The 2,383-nt window shown below is 73.0% G+C and carries 2 protein-coding genes; both read left to right on the top strand.

Translation table 11 applies throughout. From position 1 onward, the window contains the following. Positions 1-194 precede the first annotated feature (194 nt). Positions 195-1,109 carry an aldose 1-epimerase family protein gene (locus tag SACHA_RS0117670; protein ID WP_019811917.1) on the top strand — a complete coding sequence of 305 codons (915 nt, stop codon included), beginning with the start codon at positions 195-197 and terminating at the stop codon, positions 1,107-1,109. Between the two features lie 5 nt (positions 1,110-1,114). Then, positions 1,115-2,320: an amidohydrolase gene (locus tag SACHA_RS0117675; protein ID WP_028663309.1), complete on the top strand. Its 1,206-nt coding sequence runs from the start codon at positions 1,115-1,117 to the stop codon at positions 2,318-2,320. Positions 2,321-2,383: the final 63 nt, after the last annotated feature.

Genomic DNA, 2,383 nt, shown 5'->3' on the forward strand with positions numbered 1-2,383 from the left:
CGCGACCGGAGGCGGACTGCTGGTCCTGGCCGGCCTCGCCGTCGCCGTCGTGCTCCTGCCCGCGTTCTGGCGCTACCGCGCCCCGACCCCGGCGACCCTGTAGCGCACGCGTCCACGGACACAGCGCACCGGGCGTTCGCGGACACGCACCGTCGTCGCGGGCGCGCCCGGTCGCGCCCGGTATCTTCCCGGGCATGGCGAATCCGACGGGGGAACAGTTCGAACTGAGCCGGGGCGGGGCCCGCGCCGTGGTCACCGAGATCGGGGCGGGGCTGCGCGCCTTCGAGATCAACGGCGTGCCGTACGTGGAGACGTTCGACGCGGCGGCCGAGCCGCCGAAGGCCGCGGGTCAGGTCCTGCTGCCGTGGCCGAACCGTACGCACGGCGCACGCTGGACACATGACGGGCAGCCGCAGGAACTGGAGGTCACGGAGCCCGACCGCGGCAACGCCATCCACGGGCTCGTGCGCCACCGGGAGTGGCAGGTGCTCGAACACGGCGAGTCGTTCATCCGGCTGGAGGTCGACATCACCGACGAACCCGGCTGGCCGGTTCCGCTGCACACCGGGATCGTCTACGACCTCGCCCCCCGCGGCCTCGTGGTCACCCACGAGGTCACCAACACCGGCACGGAGGCCGTCGGGTTCGGCGTCGGCACCCACCCGTACCTGCGGATCGGCGACACCCCCACCGACGAGCTCACCCTGACGGTGCCGGCCACCCGCATGTGGCCGCAGGTGGACGGCGACTGGCCGTTCGGCGAGGAGACCGACGTCGACGGCACCGCGGCCGACCTGCGCTCCGGCAGGATCGTCGGCGGACTCGACCTGGACACCGCCTTCGGCGGGCTGGTGCCGGGCGCCGACGGCCGGTACCACCACCGGCTGTCCCACCAGGACACCACGGTGGAGCTGTGGGCCGGGCCGGACTTCGGGTGGGCTCAGGTGTTCACCCCGGCGCGTCTCGGGGACCGGGGGCGGGCCGTCGCCGTGGAGCCCATGACCTGCCCGCCCGACGCGCTGAACTCGGGAACCGGCCTGATCACCCTGGAACCGGGCGAGTCGTGGCGGGGAAGCTGGGGCATCCGGGTCGACCGACCACTAACGTGACCACCATGACGACAGCGATCACCAACGGCTACGTGGTCCCCGTCGACGGCGATCCCGTCGACGGCGGCACGGTGCTGATCTCGGACGGAAAGATCACCGCGGTGGGTGCGGACGTGACCGTCCCCGCCGACGCGGAGGTCGTGGACGCGGCCGGCGCATGGGTGCTGCCCGGCTTCCTCGACGCGCACGCCCACCTCGGCGTGAGCGAGGAGGGCGAGGGCTGGTCCGGCGAGGACGTCAACGAGATGACCGACCCGAACGGCGCCCGGTTCCGCGCCATCGACGGCATCGACCCCTACGAGGTGGGCTTCGACGACGCGCTCGCGGGCGGGGTCACCAGCGTCGTGATCAAACCCGGCTCGGGCAACCCCATCGGCGGGCAGACGGTCGGCGTGAAGACCTGGGGCCGCACCGTGCTGGACATGCTCTTCGCCGAGTCGGTCAGCGTGAAGAGCGCGCTGGGGGAGAACCCGAAGCGCGTCTGGGGCGAGAAGGACCGGACGCCGGCCACCCGGCTCGGGGTCGCCGCCACACTGCGCGAGGCGTTCACGAAGGCCCGCAACTACGCCGCCCAGCGCGACCACGCCCGCGCCGAGGGCAAGCCGTTCGACGTGGATCTCACCCTCCAGGCGCTGACCCGGGTGCTCGACGGCGAGCTGTACTGGGACCAGCACACCCACCGCGCCGACGACATCGTGACGGCGGTGCGGCTGGCCGAGGAGTTCGGTTACCGACTCGTGGTCAACCACGGCACCGAGGGCCACCTGGTCGCCGACTTCCTCGCCGAGCACGACGTCCCGGTGATCCTGGGTCCGTTGTTCACCACGCGGTCGAAGGTCGAGGTGCGCAACCGGACACTGCGCTCGGCGGGAGTGCTCGCCCGCGCCGGGGTGCCGATCGCGCTGACCACCGACCACCCGGTCATCCCGATCGACTTCCTCGTGTACGAGGCGGCCCTGGCGGTCAAGTACGGGTTGGACCGGGAGACCGCGCTGCGCGCGCTGACGGTCAACCCGGCGCGGATGCTCGGGCTCGACGACCGGGTCGGGGCGCTGCGGCCCGGTCTGGACGGCGACGTGGTGCTGTGGTCGGGCGATCCGCTGGACGTGATGAACCACGCCGACCGGGTGTTCGTCCGCGGTCGCGAGGTGTACCGGTTCGACGCCGACCGGGGCGAGGGCGTCGTGGCGGATCGCCGCTACCGGGAGTGACCCGGTCGCTCGTCCGCCCGCCCCCGCCGGCCGGGACCGACTCCGGCGGTGTCGCCCGGCCCG

The sequence above is a fragment of the Saccharomonospora halophila 8 genome (assembly GCF_000383775.1).
Taxonomy (GTDB): Bacteria; Actinomycetota; Actinomycetes; order Mycobacteriales; family Pseudonocardiaceae; genus Saccharomonospora; species Saccharomonospora halophila.